At 71.0% G+C, this 22,008-nt stretch carries 24 protein-coding genes; 14 read left to right on the top strand and 10 right to left on the bottom strand.

Annotated elements, in window-relative coordinates; genetic code table 11:
• The first annotated feature begins 117 nt into the window (after positions 1–117).
• Genes ACESM1_RS17430 through ACESM1_RS17400 form a run of 7 tightly spaced genes read left to right on the top strand, consistent with a single transcriptional unit; the run spans position 118 to position 6,372 of the window.
• Complete coding sequence (locus tag ACESM1_RS17430) at positions 118–1,179, top strand: extracellular solute-binding protein (protein WP_372622186.1); 1,062 nt, start codon at positions 118–120, stop codon at positions 1,177–1,179.
• Positions 1,176–2,021, top strand: a complete 846-nt coding sequence (locus ACESM1_RS17425) for an ABC transporter permease (protein ID WP_372622184.1) — start codon at positions 1,176–1,178, stop codon at positions 2,019–2,021. Before ACESM1_RS17430 ends, ACESM1_RS17425 begins: the two co-directional genes overlap by 4 nt.
• The gene (locus ACESM1_RS17420; protein WP_372622182.1) at positions 2,018–2,803 is read left to right on the top strand and encodes an ABC transporter permease; all 786 of its coding nucleotides are present in this window, start codon (positions 2,018–2,020) and stop codon (positions 2,801–2,803) included. The genes ACESM1_RS17425 and ACESM1_RS17420 overlap by 4 nt, the downstream gene beginning before the upstream one ends.
• Positions 2,800–3,846, top strand: coding sequence for an ABC transporter ATP-binding protein (locus tag ACESM1_RS17415; protein WP_372622180.1), 1,047 nt, complete (start codon positions 2,800–2,802; stop codon positions 3,844–3,846). The genes ACESM1_RS17420 and ACESM1_RS17415 overlap by 4 nt, the downstream gene beginning before the upstream one ends.
• 26 nt (positions 3,847–3,872) lie before the next feature.
• Positions 3,873–4,847 carry a succinylglutamate desuccinylase/aspartoacylase family protein gene (locus ACESM1_RS17410; protein ID WP_372622178.1) on the top strand — a complete coding sequence of 325 codons (975 nt, stop codon included), beginning with the start codon at positions 3,873–3,875 and terminating at the stop codon, positions 4,845–4,847.
• The gene (locus ACESM1_RS17405; protein ID WP_372622176.1) at positions 4,844–5,017 is read left to right on the top strand and encodes a hypothetical protein; all 174 of its coding nucleotides are present in this window, start codon (positions 4,844–4,846) and stop codon (positions 5,015–5,017) included. The genes ACESM1_RS17410 and ACESM1_RS17405 overlap by 4 nt, the downstream gene beginning before the upstream one ends.
• Complete coding sequence (locus ACESM1_RS17400) at positions 5,014–6,372, top strand: amidase (RefSeq protein ID WP_372622175.1); 1,359 nt, start codon at positions 5,014–5,016, stop codon at positions 6,370–6,372. Before ACESM1_RS17405 ends, ACESM1_RS17400 begins: the two co-directional genes overlap by 4 nt.
• Here ACESM1_RS17400 and ACESM1_RS17395 read toward each other — a convergent pair whose 3' ends face one another.
• Positions 6,373–6,876, bottom strand: a complete 504-nt coding sequence (locus ACESM1_RS17395; RefSeq protein WP_372622173.1) for a DUF3830 family protein — start codon at positions 6,874–6,876, stop codon at positions 6,373–6,375.
• A 257-nt stretch (positions 6,877–7,133) separates the two neighbouring features.
• Between ACESM1_RS17395 and ACESM1_RS17390 the strand changes: the two genes are divergently transcribed.
• The 4 genes from ACESM1_RS17390 to ACESM1_RS17375 all read left to right on the top strand — a co-directional run bounded on the left by ACESM1_RS17390 (position 7,134) and on the right by ACESM1_RS17375 (position 9,971).
• Complete coding sequence (locus tag ACESM1_RS17390; RefSeq protein WP_372622171.1) at positions 7,134–7,433, top strand: hypothetical protein; 300 nt, start codon at positions 7,134–7,136, stop codon at positions 7,431–7,433.
• 79 nt (positions 7,434–7,512) lie between these two features.
• Positions 7,513–8,388 carry a TauD/TfdA dioxygenase family protein gene (locus ACESM1_RS17385; RefSeq protein WP_372622169.1) on the top strand — a complete coding sequence of 292 codons (876 nt, stop codon included), beginning with the start codon at positions 7,513–7,515 and terminating at the stop codon, positions 8,386–8,388.
• Positions 8,389–8,514: 126 nt separating this feature from the next.
• Entirely contained in the window at positions 8,515–9,330 is an 816-nt protein-coding gene (locus tag ACESM1_RS17380; RefSeq protein ID WP_372622167.1) for an alpha/beta fold hydrolase, read from the top strand.
• Between the two features lie 23 nt (positions 9,331–9,353).
• Positions 9,354–9,971, top strand: coding sequence for a flavin reductase family protein (locus ACESM1_RS17375; protein WP_372622165.1), 618 nt, complete (start codon positions 9,354–9,356; stop codon positions 9,969–9,971).
• Between the two features lie 99 nt (positions 9,972–10,070).
• On the opposite strand, the gene ACESM1_RS17370 is transcribed toward ACESM1_RS17375, so the two are convergent.
• Genes ACESM1_RS17370 through ACESM1_RS17350 form a run of 5 tightly spaced genes read right to left on the bottom strand, consistent with a single transcriptional unit; the run spans position 10,071 to position 14,752 of the window.
• A complete protein-coding gene (locus tag ACESM1_RS17370; RefSeq protein WP_372622163.1) occupies positions 10,071–11,057 on the bottom strand; it encodes a Bug family tripartite tricarboxylate transporter substrate binding protein in 987 nt (328 codons plus the stop codon).
• Positions 11,058–11,077: 20 nt separating this feature from the next.
• Positions 11,078–11,611 carry a hypothetical protein gene (locus ACESM1_RS17365; RefSeq protein WP_372622161.1) on the bottom strand — a complete coding sequence of 178 codons (534 nt, stop codon included), beginning with the start codon at positions 11,609–11,611 and terminating at the stop codon, positions 11,078–11,080.
• Entirely contained in the window at positions 11,608–12,891 is a 1,284-nt protein-coding gene (locus ACESM1_RS17360; RefSeq protein ID WP_372622159.1) for a 3-isopropylmalate dehydratase large subunit, read from the bottom strand. The genes ACESM1_RS17365 and ACESM1_RS17360 overlap by 4 nt, the downstream gene beginning before the upstream one ends.
• 8 nt (positions 12,892–12,899) lie before the next feature.
• A complete protein-coding gene (locus tag ACESM1_RS17355) occupies positions 12,900–13,877 on the bottom strand; it encodes a Bug family tripartite tricarboxylate transporter substrate binding protein (RefSeq protein ID WP_372622157.1) in 978 nt (325 codons plus the stop codon).
• On the bottom strand, positions 13,874–14,752 hold the full coding sequence (locus tag ACESM1_RS17350) for a tripartite tricarboxylate transporter substrate-binding protein (protein ID WP_372622155.1): 879 nt from the start codon (positions 14,750–14,752) through the stop codon (positions 13,874–13,876). Before ACESM1_RS17350 ends, ACESM1_RS17355 begins: the two co-directional genes overlap by 4 nt.
• A 329-nt stretch (positions 14,753–15,081) precedes the next feature.
• Between ACESM1_RS17350 and ACESM1_RS17345 the strand changes: the two genes are divergently transcribed.
• The 3 genes from ACESM1_RS17345 to ACESM1_RS17335 are packed head-to-tail and all read left to right on the top strand — an operon-like array spanning position 15,082 to position 18,539.
• Positions 15,082–16,248 (top strand): acyl-CoA dehydrogenase family protein, encoded by a 1,167-nt coding sequence (locus ACESM1_RS17345; protein ID WP_372622153.1) that lies wholly within the window; start codon positions 15,082–15,084, stop codon positions 16,246–16,248.
• A gap of 18 nt (positions 16,249–16,266) precedes the next feature.
• Entirely contained in the window at positions 16,267–17,451 is a 1,185-nt protein-coding gene (locus ACESM1_RS17340; protein WP_372622151.1) for a CaiB/BaiF CoA transferase family protein, read from the top strand.
• Complete coding sequence (locus ACESM1_RS17335) at positions 17,448–18,539, top strand: acyl-CoA dehydrogenase family protein (protein ID WP_372622149.1); 1,092 nt, start codon at positions 17,448–17,450, stop codon at positions 18,537–18,539. Before ACESM1_RS17340 ends, ACESM1_RS17335 begins: the two co-directional genes overlap by 4 nt.
• On the opposite strand, the gene ACESM1_RS17330 is transcribed toward ACESM1_RS17335, so the two are convergent.
• The 4 genes from ACESM1_RS17330 to ACESM1_RS17315 are packed head-to-tail and all read right to left on the bottom strand — an operon-like array spanning position 18,526 to position 21,982.
• Complete coding sequence (locus tag ACESM1_RS17330; protein WP_372622147.1) at positions 18,526–19,293, bottom strand: GntR family transcriptional regulator; 768 nt, start codon at positions 19,291–19,293, stop codon at positions 18,526–18,528. The two genes, ACESM1_RS17335 and ACESM1_RS17330, sit on opposite strands and share 14 nt — an antisense overlap.
• A gap of 10 nt (positions 19,294–19,303) precedes the next feature.
• Positions 19,304–20,242 (bottom strand): 2-hydroxyacid dehydrogenase, encoded by a 939-nt coding sequence (locus tag ACESM1_RS17325; protein WP_372622145.1) that lies wholly within the window; start codon positions 20,240–20,242, stop codon positions 19,304–19,306.
• 1 nt (position 20,243) lies between these two features.
• A complete protein-coding gene (locus tag ACESM1_RS17320; RefSeq protein WP_372622143.1) occupies positions 20,244–21,023 on the bottom strand; it encodes an enoyl-CoA hydratase/isomerase family protein in 780 nt (259 codons plus the stop codon).
• Positions 21,020–21,982, bottom strand: coding sequence for a Bug family tripartite tricarboxylate transporter substrate binding protein (locus ACESM1_RS17315; protein ID WP_372622141.1), 963 nt, complete (start codon positions 21,980–21,982; stop codon positions 21,020–21,022). The genes ACESM1_RS17320 and ACESM1_RS17315 overlap by 4 nt, the downstream gene beginning before the upstream one ends.
• Positions 21,983–22,008: the final 26 nt, after the last annotated feature.

The following is a 22,008-nucleotide window of genomic DNA, read 5'->3' as shown; positions in this document are numbered from 1 at the left end:
CCTTGGCAGCGGCGCGGAAGCGCAGGCGCTGCAATCGTTGCAGCAGAAGGTCTGTTGCCGCCGCCCTGGGCCTGCCGCATAGTTTGCGCACCTTGGGATCCATGAGGGATGCAGGCCATGCGGCACGATGATCTTGCGACGGCAAGGCTGGGTCGGCGCGCGGCGCTCGGGTTGGGCGCCGGAATGGCGGGGCTCGGCCTGCTCGGTTCGGACGCCGCGGCGCAGCAGCGCTTCCAGGGCCGTGAGCTGGTCGCAACCGCCTTCGGTGGGCCCAGCCAGGACCTGATCCAACGAATGGTTTACGACCGGGTCTCACAGGCGACCGGCGCCCGAACCACCCAGACGCCGCTGCTTTCAGCCCAGGCCTTCGCACGTATGCGAGCCGAGACGCAGGCCCCGCAGATAGATCTCTTCATGTTCTCGGGCGGCCAGGAACGTGCGGCCAAGGCGGCCGGCTTGACGCAGCCCATTCCCGCCGGTGCCAACTTCGCCAATGTCCCGGCGCATCTCAAGGACGCCGAGGGCCACTATATCGCCTGGGGCCTGGTGACGGAGGGCATCCTCTACCGCACCGACAAGGTCGCCACGCCGCCGCGCAGCTATCGCGACTTCTTCAAGCCGGAGTTCGAGGGGCACATCGCCTTTCCGCACATCACCAACGGCTACGGCACGGACTTCCTGGTGATGCTGGCCAAGACCTTCGGTGGCAGCGAGCAGAACATGGGGCCGGGCTTCGACGCGATGAAGCGCATCGCCGCGCGTGCCACCATATTCCGTGCGGCCGCCGAGGTGCAGACGCTGTTCTCCACCGGCGACATCTGGATCATGCCGTACGACGGCGCCTCGGCCATGCGCAGCAGCGCGATGGGCATCCCGGTCGGCTACAGCGTTCCGGAGGAGGGCGCCCCCTTCGTCACGCTGATGGGGTGCGTGGCGCGGCGCAGCCGGAACGCGGACATCGCCAGCGCCGTGCTCGACGGCCATCTGGAGCCGGAGGTGCAGGTCGCGATCGCACAGCAGGTCGGCTGGGCACCGGTGAACACCGCCGCCCGCCTGCCGGAAGATGTCGCGCGGTTCATGGCGCCGACCGACAAGCTTGCAACGCTCGACCGCGACGTGATCAACGCCAGCCGGCCCGCCTGGACCGAGCGCTTCAACCGCGAGATCGCCACCCGGTGACATCAGCGGCGCGGAGGGGGCTGATCGCCGCCGGTCTGCTGGCGCCGGCGGCGCTGCTCTTTGCCGTGCTCTTTGTCTGGCCGCAGGTCGGGCTGCTCGGGCTTTCGATCGGCAACCCGCCCCCCTTCGGGCTGGCCTCCTACGAGCGGTTCCTCGGCGATTCCTACTACCTCGGCGTGCTGGGGAATTCCCTGGCGCTGGGCGTCTGCGTCACCCTGGTCACACTCGTCCTGGGGTTTCCGCTCGCTTTCCTGCTGGCGCGGGCAGAGACGCGCTGGACGGGTCTGCTGCTGCTGCTCACCACCTTCCCGCTCTGGGTCAGCGCGGTGGTGCGCAGCTTCGCCTGGATGGTGTTGTTCTATCGTGGCGGCACCGTCAGCCGTCTGCTGCAGGGCTCTGGCCTGGTGCCGCCGGACTACCAGTTGCTCGGCACCTTCAGCGGCGTGGTGATTGCGCTGGCGCAGGTGCTGCTGCCGATCATGATCCTGACGCTCTATGCAGTGCTCCGCAGCATCGACCGCGACCTGGAACATGCGGCGATGAACCTCGGCGCCCCGCCAGCGGTCGCGATGTGGCTGGTGACGATCCGCCTGGCGCGCGGCGGCATCCTGGCTGGCTGCCTACTGGTCTTCTCGCTCTCCGTCAGTGCCTTCGCCACGCCGAGCCTGGTCGGCGGCGCGCGCGCGCATTTCATGGCGGTGACGATCTACGAGCAGACGCTGGAACTGCTCGACTGGCCCTTCGCCGCCGCGATCTCGGCGATCCTCCTGGTCATCGCGCTCACCGTCGCGATGACCTACGGTCGGCTGCTGGGCGAGGGGCGGGAGGCGGCGGAGCGATGATCTCGCTGCGTCATCCATTCGGCTGGCTGCTGCGGCTGCTTGCGTTGCTTGCGTTCGTGTACCTGCTTGGTCCGCTCTTCGTGATCATCGCGGCCTCGCTGAGCGACACCGGCTATCTTGCCTTCCCTCCGCAAGGGCTCTCGTTGCGCTGGTATCAATCGGCGCTCGCCGATACCCGCTATCTCGACGGCTTCTTCGTCAGCGTGCGCCTGGCGCTGACCGTGGCCGCCATCTCGCTGGTGATCGGCACGGCGGCGGCGGTGGCGCTGACGCGCTTCCGCTTTCCCGGCCGCGCGCTGATCGAGGCTTTCTTCCTCTCGCCACTGGTGCTGCCGGGTCTGGTGCTCGCGGTCGCTCTGACGCTGTTCTTCGCCTCCAACCCGCTGGTGCCGCCCGGCATGATGCGCCTGGTCGTCTCGCACCTGATCGTCGGGGTGCCGCTGGTGCTGCGGGTGATGCTGCCGGTGCTGCGCCGGGTGGACCGCTCGATCGAGGAGGCGGCGCAGAACCTCGGCGCTTCGCCCTTGAAGGCCTTCCTGCTGGTGACGCTGCCGGCGCTGCGGCCGGGCCTCTTCGCCGCCGCCGCGCTGGCCTTCATCTTCTCCTTCGACGAGGTCGAGATGGCGTTGTTCCTCGGTTCGGCCCGAGAGGCGCCGCTGACCGTCGTGCTCTACGGCGCCGCGCAGATGGCCTTCGACCCGACGGTGGCCGCGGTTTCCTCCCTGCTGATCCTGCTGGCGCTCATCCTGATGGTCGCGCAGCAGATCTACGCCCAACGATGAGCGGCGGCACCGAACTCGCGCTGGAGGGGCTGTCGCGCCGCTACGGCAGCACGGTCGCGGTCGCGCGCATGGACCTTGCCGTCGCGCCGGGCGAGCTGGTGGCGCTGCTCGGCCCCTCCGGCTGCGGCAAGACGACGACGCTGCGCATGGTCGCCGGCTTCGTGGAGCCGAGCGGCGGGCGCATCCTGCTGCGCGGGCGCGACATCACCAGCATGCCGGCGCACAAGCGCGACACCGGCATGGTGTTCCAGTCCTACGCGCTGTTTCCGCATCTCAGCGTGGCGGAGAACATCGCCTTCGGACTTCATCGCCGCGGCGTGCCGAAGGCCGAGGTCGCGCACCGCGTCGCACGCATGGTGGCACTGCTGAAGCTCGACGGGCTCGAGGCGCGGCTGCCGCGCCAGCTTTCCGGCGGCCAGCAGCAGCGCGTCGCCGTGGGGCGCGCGCTGGTGATCAATCCTGCGGTCGTGCTGCTGGACGAGCCCTTCTCCAACCTGGACGCGCTGCTGCGCGAGGGCACCCGGATCGAGCTGCGCCGCCTGCAGACCGAACTCGGCCTGACGACGCTCTTCGTCACGCATGACCAGGCGGAGGCGATGGCGATCTCCGACCGCATCGCGGTGATGAACCAGGGCCGGCTGGAGCAGCTTGGCACGCCGCGGGAGATCTACGACCGCCCCGCGACGCGCTTCGTCGCCGGCTTCATCGGCCGCGCCAACCTGTTCGATGCGAAGCCGGGCGCCGCCGGCGGCCTGATATCGGAGGACGGCATTCCGCTCGAAGCCGCCGGCGCCGCGACCTATGTGCTGCGCCCCGAGCGGATCGTGCTGGACGATGCGCCGGCCGAGGGACCGAATGCCGCGGCGGGCTCGATCGAGGTGCTGTCCTTCCTCGGCACCGGCGTGCAGGCAGTGCTGCGGCTGTCGGGCGGTCGCGCGCTGCTGGTGGAGGGGCCTGCCTCGCTCGCCGACCGTTTCCGTCCCGGCGCCGCTGCGACGGCCCGCTGGACTGCCGCCGACCTCACCGCGATCCCGGCGCCCTGACGCGCCGCTGCAAGGAGGACAACGCCATGCGCTTCGGAACCGCGGAGGCCGCGCCCGGCGAACTCGCGAAGGGGGTCATCGAACTCGGCGAGGATCCGATCCTCCCGCTGCTCTCCCCGGTGCTGCTGGCGCGCGGCGCGCAGCCGGGGCCGCGGCTCTACATCCAGTGCCTGATCCATGGCGGCGAGAATGTCGGCCCGCTGGCGACGGCGCGCTTCCTGCGCGGGTTGGACCTGAGCCAGATGAAGGGCAGCATCGCCGCGCTGATGTGCGCCAACCCGCTCGGCCAGCGCCAGCACAGCCGCCTGGTGCCGCAGGACGGCACCAACCTCAACCGTATCTTTCCTGGCAAGCCGGATGGCAGTGTCGGCGAGCAGATGGTGCACCGGCTGCTGGCACTCGCGGCCGAGCAGGGCGGGGATGCCGTGCTCGACCTGCATTCGGGAGGCGAGCTGACCATCACCGCCTTCTACGTGATCTATGATGCCAAGGTGATGGGCCCCGCGCAGACCGCAGCGCGCGACCTCGCTGCCAAGGTCGGCAGCCGCTACCAGTGGGGCGCGTCGGAGGATTGGATGGAGGGCACCTTCCTCACCAACGTCACGCGCCGCCACAACAAGCCGACGCTGATCATCGAGAGCGGCGGCGGCGCGCGGGTCCGCGAGGAGGATCTCGAGAACTTCTCGGTCGCGCTGCACGGCGCGGCGCGTGCGCTCGGCATGATCCCGGGCGAGCCGCCGACTGCCACCGATATCCGGCGTGGCGGCAATGCCGTGCATGTGAAGTGCACGCGTGGCGGCTTCTGGAAGCCCGCGGTCGAGCCGGGCCAGGACATGGCCGGCGGCCAGGTGATGGGGGAGATGATCGACATGTATGGCGAGGTCGTCGAGACCATTCCCTGCCCGGCCCGCGAGGCCTGGGTGGGCTCGATCCGCCGGCCCTTCATGCCGCTGCATGCGGGCGACCAGGTGGTGGAGGTGGTGGAGCGCAAGCACGCATGACACTCGCGGAGTTCACCGCCTGGGCGCAGCGGCTGGGGCTGGAACGGCTCTCGCGGGACGACCTGGAACAGCTGCACCGCGGCTGGCTCGGCCTGCAACCGCAACTCGCGCGCGTGCGCGAGGGGTTGCGCGCGGAGGACGGTCCGCCACCGCCGCCGCTCGGCCCGTGACCGACCTCGCCTGGCTCGGCGCCGCCGAGGGCGCGCGCCGCGTCGCCACCGGCACGCTCACGGCCGAACGCTGGACCGAGGCGCTGCTGGCCCGCTGTGCGCTGCTGCAGGTGGAGCTTGCCGCCTGGATCACGCTCGATGCCGATGGCGCGCTGGCCACCGCCCGCACGGCGGATCGTGGTGGGGCTCAAGGCCCGCTGCACGGCGTGCCGATCGGGCTGAAGGATTGCATCGACACGGCGGGACAGCGCACCACCGGTCATTCGCGGCTGCATCTCGACCGGGTGCCCGCGCGCGATGCCGCCATCGTCACGCGGCTGCGCGTGGCGGGCGCGGTGATCCTCGGCAAGCATGCGATGTACGAGCTGTCCTATGGCGGTCCCTCCTTCGACCTGCCATTCCCGCCGGCGCGCAACCCTTGGGATCCGGCGCGCATTCCGGGCGGCTCCTCCTCCGGCTCGGCCTCGGCGGTGGCATCCGGACAGGGGCCTCTCGCGATCGGCACCGATGCCGGCGGGTCCATTCGTCAGCCGGCGGCCTATTGTGGCGTGGTCGGGCTGAAGCCGACGCTCGGCCTGGTTTCGCGCGCCGGTGTGCTGCCGATGACCTTCACCATGGGCGAGCCCGGCCCGATGGCCCGCACCGTAGAGGATTGTGCGCTGCTGCTCGACGCCATCGCCGGAACGCGGACCCTTCCGATGCTCGGCAGTGGCTTGGCCGGGACCCGGATCGGCGTGCTGCGCAGCTTCTTCGATGGCCCGGCGGTGCGCGCCAGCGATGCCGTCATCGCCACGGTCGAGCATGCGCTCAGGCTGCTCGCCGCGCTCGGTGCGCAGGTGGCGGAGGCGAGGCCGCCGGCGCCGCACGACCTCGACGCCTGTGGCCGCATCATCCTGCTTGCCGAGGCCTTCGCCAACCACGAGGCGCAGCTGCGTACGGACCCCACGGTCTATGGCACGCTGGCGCGACATCGCTTCGCGCTCGGCGCCTTCCTCTCGGCGGCCGACCTGCTGCAGGCGCAACGCAGGCGCATGCGGCTGGCCGCCGAGATGGACGCGCTGTTCGACGATCACGACCTGCTGGTCTGCGCCGCCGAGGTTTCCGGTGCGCCGCGCTTCGACGATGCCGTCTCCGCCGAAAGCTTCCCCTTCGTCGCGCAGCCTTCGCTGCGCATCCCGTTCAACCTGACGGGCCACCCGGCGCTGTCGCTGCCCGCCGGATTCGACGCATCGGGCATGCCGCTGGCGCTGCAGATGGTGGCGCGGCGCGGCGACGAAGCACGGCTGCTCGCAGCCGCACAGGCGCTGGAAGCGCGGCTTGGTGTGCGGGACGCCCGGCCGCCGCGCTTTCCCTGATCAGCCCTCGCGGCGGATCTCCAGCATCTTCGCGCCGTGCAGGCGAATGTCGGCGCATTCCTTGGCGAAGCCAGGAAGGTCCTCGGGCAGCATGCGGCCGAACATGGTCACCGGAGTCCAGCCGAGCGGGCCGAAGACGCGGCCGCCATCGCCGTAGAACATGCCGATCTCCCAGAACTCGTCGGCGAGGCCCTTCATCATGTTCGGCGCCTGGTAGAACCACAGCACGTCGCCCGGCGTCGGGATCACCGTCTGGTTTTCCGGCGGCAGGCTGCGCGGGTCGAAGGTCTGCGCGGATTTCGGCAGGCCGACCATGATCTCCGGGCCGGCGAACATGGCGTGGAAGCTCAGCTCGCGGACCGGTTGCGCCAGGGCACCCCAGATTGCTTCCACGGTCTTCGCCGCGAGGGTCTCGTGCAGTTCGACGCGGCCGGACACGCCGGCATCGACGAAGGTGAAGCGCAGCATGCGCGGCATGGCGATCTCCAGGCTCTGGTCGCGCAAGGATCGGCTGCCGGGATGCATCCGGTCAAGGCGCCTCGGCGGGCCCGCAATGGTGGGGAGTATCTGTCATCGGCACGACCGTCTCTCCCGCCCACCTCGGTCGCCCGAAGCGCCGTGTCGCCGCTGGCCGAGCAGGGTGCGATGCGCCTGGTGTTCGGCAGAAGGTCCGGTATCCGCTTGCGGGCGCGCCGGATGGCCGCGTAGCCTCCCGGCCTCGTTGCAAGCCGCACCAAACGAGGAGAGGGCCCAGGTAGGGCATGGCTGTGCTGCTCAGGCTCTGGAGGGGCGAGCTTCCGCTCGCGACGGCGTTCTGGAATTGGGCCGTGTTGGGTGGGCTTGCCGTCAACCTGACAACCAGCATCCTATTCCTCGTGCTGATTTCCGCGGACCGTCCGATCGCGGCGCTGGTCGTGGGCTATGGGCTGTCGGTCCCGTACAACGTCCTCGTCGCCGTCGGCGTCTGGCGCTCGGCCGGACGGCACGAGGGTGACCGGCGCTGGGCGGACACGGCACGCTTCGTGACGGTGATCGGCATGACGATCCTGAGCCTGACGTGATGGCGCAGAGGCGCCGGCCAGCCGATGATCACCGCGCGCCAGGCTCGGCCACACGAGGTCTGCACGAGGGGGCGCCGCCATGACTGGACCGCGTTTGCACCTGATCACGCCACGCGGTTTCGGTGCCGAGGTGAGCGGCGTACCGCCGACGCTCGAACTGGATTCGGCGACCTTCCGCGCGGTAGAGGACGCCTGGTATCGCCACTCCATCCTGGTGTTCCGCGAATTGTCCATGACGCCGGAGCAGCACATCGCCTTCACGCGTCGCCTTGGGCCGTTGCACATCATGGTGCCCCCCGACTTCAACCTGGAGGGCCATCCGGAGGTCTTCGTCGTCGGCAATGCTGAGGAGGGCGGCAAGGCCATCGGGCTGCGCCGTGCCGGGATGGGGTTCCACAGCGATGGCGAGGACAAGGCAATCCCGAATGCGGGCTCCTTCCTCCATGGCGTCCAGGTGCCGCCGGAAGGTGGCGATACGCTGTTCGCCGACATGTATGCCGCCTGGGATGCGCTGCCGGAGTCCACGAAGACGCAGCTCGCTGGCCGTCGTGCGCGTTTCAGTCGCGTGCAGCTGCACCATGTCCACTACCCCCACCTGCCCGCGCTGACCGAGGAGCAAAAGCGCGAGCGGCCGGATGTCTGGCACCCGATCGCCCGTCGTCATCCGCGCACCGGTCGAACTGCCCTCTACATCGGCCGCTGGGCGGTGGAGATCGAGGGGATTCCCCGTGAGGAAGGACGCGAGCTGATCGCGTCGCTCTGCGCCTTCGCGCAGCGGCCGGACTTCGTCTATCGTCACCGCTGGCTGCCCGGCGATGCGGTGCTGTGGGACAACCGCTGCACGCAGCACTGCGCCACGCCCTTCGACGAGGAGCGCTATACAAGGCGCATGCACCGCACCACGCTGGAAGGCGAGGCCCCGCTGCTGGCCGAGACCGCCCCGCGCGCGGTATAGCGCGCGAAGCACAGCCGCGTGGCGCCGGCCGTGCGCGGCCGGGGGCGCTCGGTCGAATGAGTTGGCCTATTGACTTGTTCGGACCCCGGTCACCACCTTCCCGGCCCGGGATCGCGAGGAGATGTCATGGGCCCTGCGCCACATCCGCCGGCTGTCGGCCCGACGGAATCCCGCCTGCTTCACCTTCCGGCCGGTGACCTCGAGCTTGCAGCGATGGGCGCGGGCAGGCCCGTCGTGCTGGTCGCTTCGCTCGGCCGCGGGCAGGAGGATTTCGATTGTGTCGCGCAGCCGCTGCTGCAGGGCGGGCTGCGGCTGATCCGGCCGGAGCCGCGCGGCATCGGGCGCTCGGCGCCGCTGCGGCCGGACGCAACGCTTCATGACATGGCCGCCGATGTCGCGGCGGCGGTCGAAGCGCTGCAGGCCGGGCCTGCGCTCGTCGTCGGCCATGCCGCGGGCAACTGGGTGGCGCGCATGCTCGCGCATGACCGGCCCGACCTGGTGCAGGGCGTGGCGATGCTCGCCGCGGTGACGGGCACCTCGGTGGACGCCGGGATCAGCCGCTCGATCACCGCGAGCTTCGACCTCTCGCTGCCGGATCAGGAGCGTTTGCAGCACCTCCAGCGCGCCTATTTCGCGCCGGGCCATGATGCGCGTGTCTGGCTGCGAGGCTGGCACCCGGAAGTGGCGCGGGCACAGCGCGCAGCCCGCGAGGCGACCAGCGACCGTGCCTGGCTGCGCGCGGCGGAGACGAAGCCGCTGCTCTACCTGGCGGCGGCGGAGGACGCGATCGCGCCGCCGCCCTCGGAGGAGGAACTGCGCGCGGCGCTCGGCCCCCTGGCCCGCCGCGTCGTCGTGGCCCGCGCGGGACATGCACTGTTGCCGGAGCAGCCGGCGGCGGTGGCGGAGGCGCTGATCGCCTTCGCGCGCAGCCTCTGGACGTAGCGCCGAACCGGAAGGACCAGGCCATGGAGTTCGACTTTGCCGACCTGCCGCGCGAGGCGCGCAGCAAGCTGCTGCACTCCACCATCGTGCCGCGGCCGATCGCCTGGGTGGTGACTCGCCATGCGCATGGCGGCACCAATGCAGCGCCGTTCTCCTTCTTCAACGTGGTGTCCACCGAGCCGCCGCTGCTCTGCATCGGCATGGCCGCCCGCACCGACGGCGACAAGGACACGCTGGCGAACATCCGGCGCAGCGGCCAGTTCGTCGTCAACCTGGTGCCCATGGCGATGGCGGAGGCGATGAACCAGACCTCCGCCGAATTCGGGCCGGAGGTGGACGAGCTGGCGCGCTGCGGCCTGGCGACGCAGCCCTCCAGCAATGTGGATCCACCGCGCATCGCCGGCAGCCCCGTCGCGATGGAATGTGAGACCTTCCGGCTGGTGGATCTCGATCAGGGTGGCGCGGTCGTGCTCGGTCGCGTGCTGGCCATGCATCTGGCCGAGGAGATGCTGCTCGACCCGGCGCGCCAGTACGTGGACACGCCGCGCCTCGGCCTCATCGGGCGCATGCATGGCGGCGGCTGGTATGCCCGTACCACCGACCTTTTCGAGATGCCGCGCCCGCCGAAGCCGCCGCGATAGAGCATTGTCCGTTCACACGCGTTCAGGGCAAATGCTCTGGCTTTCTGCTTCTAGGGTAGCTTCAAGCCTCTGAGCGATGCCGCCCCACGGCGGGCAGCTCTAGTCCAGGCTGACGTTGCCGAGGCGGACGGCCTCGCGCGATGTCTCCATCTCCTCGCGGATCACGGTCGCGTAGCGGGCTGGCGTGATCTCCGAATCCGGGGGGATCTCGGCGCCGAGCTGGATCAGACGCTCACGCACCGCCGCATCGCCCATCGCCGCGGCCAGCGCCGTACGCAGCTTCGCCACCGCGGCCTCCGGCGTGCCCGCGGGTGCAAGCAGACCAAGCGTGGTGCTGAGTTCCGGCTGGACCAGCCCGGCCTGGCGCAGTGTCTGCACCTCCGGCAGCAGGGGCGAGCGCGCGGCCGAGGCGATGGCGATGATCCGCGCGCGGCCATCCGCGTGTAGCGGCAGCGCGCTGGAAAGCTGATCGAACACCACCGGGATGGTGCCGGCGATCAGGTCGTTGTGGGCCGGCCCGGTGCCGCGATAGGGCACATGGACGAGCCCGGCGCCGCTGCCGGCGTTGAACAGCTCGATCGCCAGATGCGCGCCGGAGCCGATGCCGGAACTGCCGGCGGAAAGCCCGCCCTGCGTGGTCTTCGAGCGCGCGACGAGCTCGGCCGGCGTGCGCACCGGCAGCCGGGGCGAGACGAGCAGCACGATCGGCACGCGGTAAGAGATCCCGATCGGTGCGAAGTCGCGCAGCGTGTCGTAGGGCAGCGACGATTTCGCCACCGGGAACAGCGAGAGCGGCCCGGTCGAGCCGAGCAGCACCGTATAGCCATCGGGCTGTGCGCGCGCCACGGCCTCGGTGCCGACGATGCCGCCCGCGCCGGCTCGGTTGTCCACCACCACGGACTGGCCGAGCGAGCGCGACATGGCAGGCAGCAGCAGGCGCGCCGTGAAATCCGCATTGCCACCGGGCGGGAAGGGGACGACGATCCGCACCGGCCGGTCCGGGAAGCCCTGTGCTCGCGCACCGGCGCCGCTGGCGGCAAGTCCGACCGCGGCTGCGCCCAGGATCATGTTGCGACGGGTGTGCATGTCCTTCCTCCCTGTTGTCGTTATCCGGCGGCGGCGCGCCGGGTGGCGAATTCCCGTTCCAGCAGGGGGATGATACCGCCCGCCCGCCAGATCTGCACCATTCGTTCCGAGAAGGGGCGCGCGCGCAGGACCTGGCCCGAGGGCAGCACGATCTCGCCGGTGGCGGGATCGGCCAAGATCACCTCGTCATCCGCCACGGCAGCGGTGATGCCCGGGCAGATCATCACTGGCAGGCCGGTGTTGAGCGCACGGCGGACGAAGCCGGCCTCGCACGATTCCACCACCACCGCGGCGATGCCGGAGGCGCGGATCGCGACGCTGACTTCGACATGGTTGTGGTGCGCGAAGTTCCGTCCTCCCACCACGATGTCGCCTGGCCGCACCTCGGCAGGGAACTCAGGCCGCAGGCGGCGGAAGCACATGGCGCGCAGCGCGTCCTCGTCGAAGGCCTTGCCGAAGCCCTCGCGGACGATGGCGAACTCGATGATGCCGTCATCGCCGCTGACATCGTCGCCGAATTTCCACACGCGGCCGCGCGGCACGGGCTCCGTCACGACACGGCCTCCGCCAGCATCGGGCGCGGGTCCGCGATGCGGCCGGCCACGGCCGAGGCGGCCACCACATGCGGCCCGGCGAGGAAAACGCGTGCGCTGCGGCTACCATTGCGGCCCTGGTAGTTGAACTGCTGGGTGGAGATCGAAACCTCGCCCTCGTTCAGCACGCCCTGGTAGCCCCAGCAGGTGGTGCAGCCCGGGGCCAGGATGGCGGCACCGGCCTCGGCGAGGATCTCCAGCAGCCCCTCGCGCGCTGCCTCGGCATAGACGCCGCGGCTGCCGGGCGTGACGTAGAGCGTGACATGCGGCGCCACCCGCCGCCCGCGGAGGATCCGCGCCGCGGCCCGAAGGTCGTCCAGCCGACCGCCGGCGCAGGAGCCGATCGAAGCCTGGTCTATGCGCGTCCCTGCCGTCTCGCCGACCGGTACGGCCGCATGCGCATCCGGCGGCAGCGTCACCATCGGTGCGATCGCCGCGAGGTCGTAGCGCAAATGCCTGACGTACTCCGCGCCCGCATCCGCCTGCACGACCTGCCAGGGCCGGCCCCGCGCGCGGGCCTCCACATAGGCGAGGGCAAGCGCGTCCGGCACCATGATCCCGGTATAGGCGCCGCTGTGGAACAGCGCGGCAAGCAGCGTCTGCCGCTCGTCCAGCGACAGTGCGGCGAGCCCCGGCCCATCGAACTCGACGCAGCATTGCAGCAGCCGGCCATCCGGCGTGGCGTCGCGCAGGATGGTCTGGATCGCGTCGCGCGCGGTGACGCCGAAGCCGAGCTGGCCGGTCAGCGTGATGCGCGCGGAAGGCGGCACGGCGATCCAGTTCTCGTCCTGGATCAGCGAAACCAGCACCTCCGTCGAGATCGGGAGGTTCAGCGCGCCGAGCGCGCCGATGCTTGCGATGTTGCCTTCGTCGGAGAAGATCAGCGTGCCGGGCCTGGCGAAGCCGCGCTCCGTCAGCACCAGGTGCCGCAGCCCGTTGCCGGGCCCGAAGAAGTTCTCGATGCCCTGCTGTTCGCACCAGTCGCGCAGCGTCCGGTGCGTCTCATGGTGGTGCGAGCCCATGGCGGCGGCGGTGGAATGGTCGATCACCATCACCGCCTTGTCCGGGCGCGGGATGCGGTCCACCCCGATCCGCTCCAGGTTCCGCTTGTGGCCGGGCCAGAACAGCTCCTGGCAGGCGGTGTAGTCGGGCGTGACGGTGACGTAGTCGCCGACCTCTACGGCCGTGCGGCCGGCAGCGCGGGCGATGATCTTCTGCGCAATGGTCTGCGGCGGGGCCATCGGCGGCGCTACCGCAGCGTCAGGCCGATCGCGCGGACGATCGGCTCCCAGGTCGTGCGCTCGGCCCGCAGGAACTCCGCGAGGTGCGCCGGCCCGCTCTGTGCCGGCAGCGCGCCCTGGTTGGCGAGCACGGTGCGCACCGCCTCGTCCCCATGCGCCGCCGCCACCGCCTCGGCGGCGCGGCGGAGGATCGACTCCGGCGTGCCGGCGGGCGCCAGCAGGGCCTGCCAGTTGCGCACCTGCAGCGCCGGATAGCCGAGCTCCGCCGCCGAAGGGATCTCGGGCGCGAGCGGCGAGCGCTGGCTGCCGGTGATCGCCAGGGCGCGCACCTGCCCGTCCCGCAGCAGCGGCAGCACGGCGGAGATGTCGCCGAACAGCGCCTCGATCTTGCCGCCGATGAGGTCGGGAAGCGCGGCGCCGGTGCCGCGATACGGGACGTGCTCGAAGCGCACCTCGGCGATGCGCGCCAGCAGCTCCATCGCCAGGTGGGGCGTGGTGCCGATGCCTGCGGAGCCGAGATTGAGCTCCCCCGGCCTGGCCCGCGCCAGCGCCAGGAACTCCGCGAGCGTCCGGGCCGGCAGGTCCTTCGTCACCACCAGGACCTGCGGGCTCTCGGCGATCAGCGCGATCGGGGCGAGCGCCTGCAGCGGATCCGGCGCGGTGCTGCCGGATGCCGCGGGCGCGATGGTCAGCGGGCCCGCCGAGCCGATGAGCAGCGTGTAGCCATCCGGGCGCGCCCCGGCGACGGCCCGGGTGCCGACCACGCCGCCGCCGCCGGCGCGGTTCTCCACCACGACCGGCTGGCCGAGCTGCCGACGCAGCCCCTCCGCCAGCGGACGCGCGACATTGTCCACCGGTCCGCCGGGCGCGAAGGGAACGACGAGCGTGACGGCACGGGTCGGCCAGGCTGCGGATTGCGCGGCCGCCTGGGCGGCAGGGAGGAGGAGCGTGGCCAGCAGCCCGCGGCGATGCAGCGCGACGCTCATTGCACGCTGATCCCGCCGCGGCGGATCACCGGTCCCCAGCGTTCCTGCTCCGCACGCACTGCGGCGGCGAGCGCCTCCGGCGTGCCGCCGAGCTTCTCGATGCCGAGCGTGGCGAATCGCTCCGTCACCTGCGGCGTATCGAGCAGGGCGTTCAGCGCCGCGTTCAGCCGCGCGATCACCTCGGGCGGCGTCCGCCCCGGGGCGAGGATGTAGTTGAAGGAGGCGTCGTGATAGCCGGGCAGGGTGCGCGCCAGCGGCGGCAGCTCCGGTGCGGCGGCCGCCGGCTCGCTGGTGCTGACAGCCAGCGCGCGCAGCTTGCCGTCACGCACCAGCGGCAGCAGCGTTGCGATGTTGTCGAGCATGAAATCCACGCGACCGGTCATCACCTCCTGCGAGGCAGGCGCGGTGCCGCGGAAGGGGATGTGCAGCAGCTCCAGATCCGCCATCTGGCCGAGCATCGCCGCGGCGAGGTGGCCGGAGGAGGCGACGCCGGCGCTGGCGAAGGTGAGCGGCTGCGCCGCGCGCCGCGCCCGTTCGATCAGCGCGGCCGCGTCGCGCGCCGGGAAGTCGGGCCCGACCACGAGCAGCTTGGGCGCGCGCATCAGTGCGATCACCGGTGCGAAATCGGCCGCCGCATCATACGGCATGCTGCGCATCAGGAAGGGATTGAGGATCTGCACGTTGGGCGTGGCGTAGAGCAGGGTGTGGCCATCGGCCTCGGCGCGCGCCACGGCGACGGCACCGATGGTGGTCCCGCCGCCCGGCCGGTTCTCCACAGTCACGGGCTGGCCGAGCTGCTCGCCGAGCGGCTCGGCAAGCAGGCGCGCAATCGTGTCCGCGGCGCCGCCGGGCGCGAAGGGCACGACGAGGCGCATCGGGCGGCTCGGTGCCCAGTTCTGGGCCACGGCCGGCCGCGCGGCGAGCAGGGATGCGCCGGCCAGGAGGAGCCCGCGGCGGCACAGGCGCGGTTGATCCTTGCGCTGTGCCTCGGGCGCAGGCTCGCCGTGCGATGGCATGGGTCATCCTCCCGGAATATGTCGTTAGGCCAGTTCTATGACCTTATGGCTGGATCGCCGGCCTTGTCCAGCCCTGCAAGGCTTGCCAGAGCCGTGCCGGCCTGCTGGACGCGCATCGGCTCCGGCATTAAGCTATAAAACTAGCCTATTGGCGTAATATGGCCCGCGTGGCGCCCGGGAGGAAATGGATGGCAGGCGCAGCCGCACCGACGCTCGACCAGCTGGACCGGCTCGACGATGCCGCCTTCCGCGCGCATGTCCGAGCCTGGGTGGAGGCCAGCACGCCGCCCGAACTCCGCTTCCCGCGCCGCCGCCTGCACTGGCGCGAGAACCGGCCCTGGTATCTTGCGCTGTCGCGGCAGGGCTGGCTCGCCCCGGCGTGGCCGCGCGAATACGGCGGCATGGGCCTTTCCGCCGCGCGCCAGCTCATCATGATCGAGGAGTTCGAGCGCCATGGCTGCCCCCGCGTCAGCGACATGGGTGTGCTGATGCTCGGCCCGCTGCTGCTGAAGCACGGGACCGAGGCGCAGAAGCGCCGCTTCCTGCCGCGGATCCTCTCCGGCGAGGACATCTGGGCGCAGGGCTATTCCGAGCCCGATGCCGGCTCCGACCTCGCATCGCTGCGGCTCGAGGCGCGCGACGAGGGCGACCACTGGGTGCTGAACGGGCAGAAGACCTGGATCACCTTTGCCAATGATGCCAGCTGGATCTTCGTGCTGGCGCGAACTGACAGGGCGGCGAAGAAGCAGGAGGGCATCTCCTTCCTGCTGCTGCCGATGGACAGCCCCGGCCTCTCGGTCCGGCCGATCCTCAATCTCGACCTGCATGACGAGTTCTGCGAAGTCTTCTTCGACGATGTCCGCGTGCCGAAGGACATGCTGGTCGGCGAGGTCGACAAGGGCTGGACCTACGCCAAGGCGCTGCTGGGCTTCGAGCGCGTGGCGATCGGCTCCCCGCGCCTCTCCGCGAACGGGCTGGCGGCGCTGAAGCGGCTGGCGGAGGCGGTGGACAAGGCCGAGGATCCCGCCTTCCTCGAGGCATATGCGCGCTTCCGGCTGGAGCTCGCCGACCTGAAGGCGCTCTACGAGAGCTACACGGCCGCGCTGAAGCGCGGCGAGACGCTCGGGCCGGACGTCTCCATCCTGAAGATCGTGCAGACGGAGCTCTACCAGCGCATCACCGACTGCATGCTGGAGATCGCCGGCGATCATGCCGGGCTGCTCGATCCGATGCAGGGCGCGGCGCTGCATCCCGCCGGCCAGTTCCTGCAGGCCCGGCCGACCACGATCTTCGGCGGATCATCGGAGATCCTGCGCAACGTGCTGGCGCGCAGCCTGCTCGACCTGCCGGCCTGAACGATGGAGAGGCGAGACGTGTCCGGCTGCCTGCCCCGCATCCGCGTGCTCGACATGACGCGCGTCTTCGCCGGCCCGTGGGCGGCGCAGCTGCTCGGCGACTTCGGCGCCGACGTGGTGAAAGTGGAACAGCCCGGCAGCGGTGACGATGTGCGCCGCATGGGCTTCCGCAGGCGCGGCGAGGACGGCGCGGAAACCGGCGAGACCTCCTCCTTCCTGGCGATGAACCGCAACAAGCGCAGCATCGCGCTCGACATCGCGAAGCCGGAAGGGCAGGCGACGCTGCGCGCGCTGGTGGCGAAGGCCGACGTCTTCATCGAGAACTTCAAGGCCGGCGGGCTGAAGCGCTACGGCCTGGACTACGCCGCGCTCTCGGAGGTCAATCCGCGCCTGGTCTATTGCTCCATCACCGGCTTCGGGCAGGACGGCCCCTATGCGCCGCTGCCCGGCTACGATCCGATCTTCCAGGCCATGAGCGGGCTGATGAGCGTGACCGGCCAGCCCGATGGGCAGCCCGGCGCCGGCCCGGTGCTCGCGGGCTACAGCCTCTCCGACATCAATGCCGGTTTCTATGCGACCATCGCTATCCTCGCCGCGCTCCATCACCGCGACACCATCTCCGGGCGCGGCCAGCACATCGACCTGGCGCTGCTGGATTCGCAGATCGCCGCGCAGTCGCACATCGCGATGAACTGGCTGGTGTCCGGCCGGATGCCAGTGCGCGCGGGCGCGGCAAGCCAGATCAACACGCCCTGGCAGACCTTCGAGACGGCGGACCGGCCGCTGATGGTGGCGATCGGCAATGACCGGCAGTTCGCGCAGTTCTGCACGGTGCTCGGCCTGCCCGACATGCCGTCCGACCCGCGCTTCGCGACCAATCGCCAGCGCATGGCGCACAAGGCCGAGATGCTGCCGCTCCTCCAGCATGCCCTGCGCGCACGGAACGCGTCGGAGTGGATGGATGCGCTCAACGCCGTCGGCGTCTCCTCCGGCCCTATCAACGATTTCGGCGCGGTGCAGGCGGACCCGCAGGTCCGTCATCGCGAGATGTTCCGCGCCATGCCGGATGGCACCGGCGGCGAGCAGCCATGCATCGCCAACCCCTTGAACTTCTCGGGCACGCCCGTGAGCTATCGCCGCGGGCCGCCAAGGCTCGGCGAGCATCAGGACGAGGTGTTGCGCGACTGGCTCGGCACGCCATGACCGACAGCACCGAGGACCGCGCGGAGTCCATCCGCATGATCCGCGACAGCGCCGCCGCGGTGGCGCCGCCCGGCGGCGATCTGCGCCGGATCCGCGCGCTGCGCTTCACGCCGCTCGGCCACGACCCGGCCGTCTGGCGGCAGATGGGCGAACTCGGCTGGATCGGGCTGCGGCTGCCGGAGGAACGGGGCGGCGCGGGCCTCGGCATGGCGGAATGCTGTGCGCTGACGGAGGAACTCGGCCGTGGCCTGGTGCCGGAGCCGCTGGTGGAGGGGATGCTCTCCGCCGCGCTGCTGGCCGCTGCCGGCGAGGAGGAGGTGCTCGGCCGCCTCCTATCCGGCCGGGCGCTGCCGCTGACGGCCTGGCAGGAAGCGCCGGACAGCCTGGACGCGCCCGGCACGCCGGACAGGCCGCGCCTCTTCGTGCCGATGGCGCGCGGCGCGGATGCCCTGCTGCCGCCGGTGCGCGAAGGCGACCGGCTTGCGCTGCATGCGCTGCCGGCGGTGCAGGACGCGCTCGCCATCCAGCCGATGCAGGATGGCAGCCATGTCGCGACGCTGCGGCCGGCGATGCCCGGCGCGCGGCGGCTCTCCGCGGACATCGGCCCGGCCCTGGACCGCGCATTGGACGAGGCGGCACTGGCGACTGCCGCCTATCTGCTCGGCCTGATGGAGCAGGCCTTCGCGATCACGCTCGGCTATCTCCGCACGCGCCGGCAGTTCGGCCGCCCGATCGGCAGCTTCCAGGCGCTGCAGCACCGCGCGGTGGACCTGAAGATCCAGCTCAGCCTGACGCGCGCGAGCGTCGAGGCCGCCGCCGCCACGCTCGACGCGCTGCCGCCCGGTGCCGACGCACCGCGCCGCGCCGCCGTCTCCCGCGCCAAGGCACGCGCGGCCGAGGCTTCCATGCTGGTGACTCGCCAGGCCGTGCAGATGCATGGCGCGATCGGCTACACCGACGAATACGATGTCGGCCTGTTCCTGCGCAGGGCGATGGTGCTGGCCAACCGCTACGGCTCCGCCACGCTGCACCGGCGCCGCTTCGTCGCCAGCCAGCCGGAGGACGACGAGGCGATCAGCGCAGCTTGATGTCGATGCGCACGATGTCGCCGCGGTAGATCCCGTCCGCCACCAGCACCAGCACGCCGCGCTGGTCCACGGCAGCACGGTGCACATGCGCCACCGGCGCGTTGAGGGGCACCTTCAGTGCCGCCGCGGTCTCGACATCCGCCGTGCCGATGGTCAGCGTCTGCCGGGCGTCGATGATGCGCACGCCGGGAATGCCGGCGACCAGCTTCAGCGCCGTCTTGGTGCGCAGGTCCTCGGCCGTCACCTTCGGCGAGAGGCGCTCATCCAGGTACACATCCGCCAGCAGGAAGGGCTGGCCGTCGCGCCAGTGGCGGCGCCGTATATGGCGGTAGCGCGGTGCGACCTCGCCGATCGCCGCCGGCGGCACGGCGGTACCGGCCAGGCCCGGCGTGTCGCCCAGCGTCTCGATCTCCGCGCCCTCGCGGGAGCGCAGCAGGCCCGACCAGTCGGTCTCCACCTCGCACCACAGCCGGTTGCTCGCGGGCGCGCTGCGCACGAAGGTTCCCTTGGCGCGGTAGCGCGCGATCAAGCCCTCCTCCTCCAGCAGGTCGAGGGCCTGGCGGATGGTGGCGCGCGCCACGCCGCATTCGGCGGAGAGCTCGTCCACCGTCGGGATCTGCTCGCCGAGCTTCCAGGCGCCCTGTTCGATCCGGCGGCGGAACAGAGTGGCGAGCTGGATATAGCGGGAGACAGCGCTGCGGCTGAGGTCGATCGCCGGAGCGGCGGCTGTCGCGGGCTTCACGGCCTGTGGCATGACCCGATCGTTAGCCGGCGCCGGCAGCCGCGTCCAGGAATTCCCGACCCTCGCGGAAGGCCGCGATGTCGGCGAGCATGCGCGCGACCAGCGCCGCACGCGTCTCGTAGGTGATGGAGGCGGAGTGTGGCGCCAGCACGACATTCTCCAGCGCCAGGAATCGCGGATCGAGCCCCGGCTCCTTCGCAAACACATCGAGCCCCGCCGCGGCAATGACACCTGATTCGAGCGCATCGAGCAGCGCCGGCTCGTCCACCGCGGAACCGCGCGCGATGTTCACCAGCACGCCGCCCGGACCGAGCGCGGCAAGGACGCCGGCATCCACCATGCGGTCGGTCCCCGTGCCGCCGGGCACCGCAAGGATCAGCACGTCCGATTGCTCGGCCAGGCGGCGCAGCTCCGGCACGAAGCCCCAGGGCAGTTCCGGCTTCGGGCGCGGCCCGGTCCAGGCCACCGTCATGCCGAGCCCCGCCGCGCGCCGCGCGATCGCCTTGCCGATCCGGCCCATGCCGACGATGCCCGCCACCTTGCCGTGCAGGCTGATGGAGGGGCGGATGCGCTCCGGCCCCCAGCGGCCGGCGCGCACGAAGCGGTCGGCCTCCGCGATCCGGCGGGCCGCGGCGTACATCAGCCCGATGGCCGCATCCGCCACATCCTCGGTCATCACGTCGGGCGTGTAGGCGACGGCGATGCCGCGCCGCGCCGCGGCCGGCAGATCGATCCGTTCCAGCCCGGTGCCCATGCTCGACAGCAGCCGCAAATCCGGCAGCCGCGCGAACTGCGCCTCGCCGGCGCCAGCCATGGCGGTGGTGACGGCGATGCGGACGCCTGGCCGCTCGCCCTCCGCCGGCTTGTCCTCAACCAGCTCGTAGCGCTCGGCCAGCGCCGCACGCAGATCCTGCGGGATCGCGGCAAGCAACAGGATCGCTTCCTTGCCGGGTCTGTCCATGTCAGCGGCCCTTGAAGGCGGGCTTGCGCTTCTCGGCGAAGGCGCGCCAGGCCTCCTGCGTATCCTCGGTCGAGGCGAGGGCAACGGTCTGCGACTGCTCGAAGCGGTAGCCCTCGTGCAGGGGCATGTATTCCGTGACCTGGAAGCTCTTCTTCGCCGCCTGTACCGCCAGCGGCACCTTGCCGGCGATCTCCCGCCCGATCTGCTGCGCGGCTGACAGCAACTGCTCGCGCGGCAGGCAGGCAGAGGCCACGTTCATGCGCAGCAGCTCCGGCCCGGTGATGCGGCGCGCGGTGTAGATCATCAGCCGCGCGTTGGACTGTCCGAAATGCCGCAGCACATGCCGCACGCCGCCGGCAAGGCCGACATCCACCTCGGTCATGGAGAGATAGGCCTCCTCCGCGACCAGGATGATGTCGGCACAGAGCGCGAGCACCGCGCCGGCGCCGATCGCAAGCCCGTTCACCGCTGCGATCACCGGCTTGCCGCACTCCATCACGCAGTCGAAGCTGGCGCGTGTCAGCCGGTTGTGGCGCGGGTAGGCGCCGGGGTTGCCGGCGATGTTCGGCCGCTCCTTCAAGTCGGCGCCGGCACTGAACGCCTTGCCGGCGCCGGTCAGCACCACCGCCCGCACATCGTCGCGGTCGTGCAGCTCGTCGAAGACGCGGACGAGTTCCTCCTTCAATGCGCGGTTCTGCGCATTGACCGGTGGGCGGTCGAGCGTGACGGTGGCGACGAAGTCGGCCACCTCCAGCCGCAAGGTCTCGTAGGGTTCGCTCATTCCACGCGGATCCCGGCCGCTTCGATGACCTGCTTCCAGCGCGCGCTCTCGGCGCGCAGCGTCGCGGCGAGCTCCTCCGGCGTGGAGGGCGTCGGCTCCTCGCCCAGCGCCTCCATCCGGGCGAGATAGGCCGGGTCGTTCAGGATGCCGACGATCGCCTGGTTCAGCCGTGCGATCACCGGCGCCGGCGTGCCGCCGGTGGTCACGATGTAGTTGAACGGCGCGGCATCGAAGCCGGGCAGCGATTCGGCGAGCGCCGGCAGGTCCGGCGCCTGCTTCGACCGCTGCGGCGTGGTGACGCCGAGCGCCCGCAGCCGGCCCTCCCGCGCATGCGGCAGAAGGATGGAGAGCGTATCGAGCGCCATGCTCACCGTGCCGGAGAGAAGATCCGTCACGGCCGGGCCGGTGCCGCGGTACGGGACATGGGTGATGTCGATCTTCGCCATGAACTTCAGCAACTCGCCCGCGAGATGCGAGGAGGAGCCGATGCCGGAGGAGGCGAAGGTCAGCCGCCCCGGCCGCGCCTTCGCCAGCGCGATCAGCTCGGCCAGGTTCTGCGCCGGCACGCCGGGATGGATCGCCAGCAGGTTCGGCGCCCGCTTGTAGCCGGAAATCGGCGCGAAATCCTTCTCCGGGTCGTAGGGGACGCTGCGCATCAGATGGGGGTTGATGATCTGCGGCCCGGGCGTGCCGTAGAGCAGCGTGTGCCCATCTGGCGTCGCGCGCGCGACTGCCTGCGCGCCGATGGTGGCGCCGCCGCCCGGGCGGTTCTCCACGACCACCGGCTGGCCGAGCGCGGCGCCGAGCGGCTCGGCCAACATGCGCGCGCTGGCATCGGCCGAGCCGCCGGCGGCGAAGGGGCAGATCAGCCGCAGCGGGCGCGAGGGAAAGCCCTGCGCGAGGGCCGGCAGGGGCAGGGCGAGCGCCGCGGCCAGCAGGCCGCGGCGGGCCACCGTCATTGGCATGGGCTACTGCAGCCTCACAC

Origin of the sequence: Falsiroseomonas sp. (genome assembly GCF_041690465.1) — a bacterium.
GTDB lineage: Bacteria > Pseudomonadota > Alphaproteobacteria > Acetobacterales > Acetobacteraceae > Falsiroseomonas.
This window is presented reverse-complemented; position numbering and strand designations above follow the sequence as displayed.